The organism is Vibrio sp. 10N.222.54.E6, assembly GCF_041473955.1.
In the GTDB taxonomy this organism is placed as follows: Bacteria; Pseudomonadota; Gammaproteobacteria; order Enterobacterales; family Vibrionaceae; genus Vibrio; species Vibrio tasmaniensis_A.
In genome coordinates, this window is sequence record NZ_JBFRTD010000089.1 from 1 (window position 1) to 465 (window position 465).

Consider the following 465-nt stretch of genomic DNA (forward strand, 5'->3'; position numbering starts at 1 on the left):
CGAAGCAACCGGCGAGACTTGAATCCGATCTCAAAAGGCGTCTTAGGGTTCCGCGCGTTCTCTTCTTCAACGACACGTTGATACAATTCAATCAAATCCAGTTTGCGAGCCTTACGCTTACGGCGATACTGCGCATCGTAACTCGATTTATCGAGCGGGGGAGGGGAGGAGTCGTGTCCAGGCGTCTTCATAACATTCACCGTCCACGTTTAAAACACATAGCACTTCATCCCGAGGGATAAACAAGCGGTGTGATTGAGAATGTGTTGTTTGGGCTTTAGCCCACGCCAAGGCTGAGTCAAAGGAGTCATATTTTGAGGTCCAACAGTTTTTAGAGCTGTTCGGATTGGTCGTCCAAACGGTGAAATTTCAACCTATCTCAACCGAGAAAAGAAATCAAACGCTGGTTTTTTAGACACAAAAAAGCCGTCTACTGTTGGGGAGACGGCTTTTTTGCAAGTGCTA

The 465-nt window shown here is 47.3% G+C and carries 1 pseudogene; it reads right to left on the reverse strand.

The window, feature by feature from the left end:
- Window positions 1-191, reverse strand: a pseudogene (locus tag AB4513_RS24630) (hypothetical protein); the annotation flags it as partial.
- Between the last annotated feature and the right edge of the window lie 274 nt (window positions 192-465).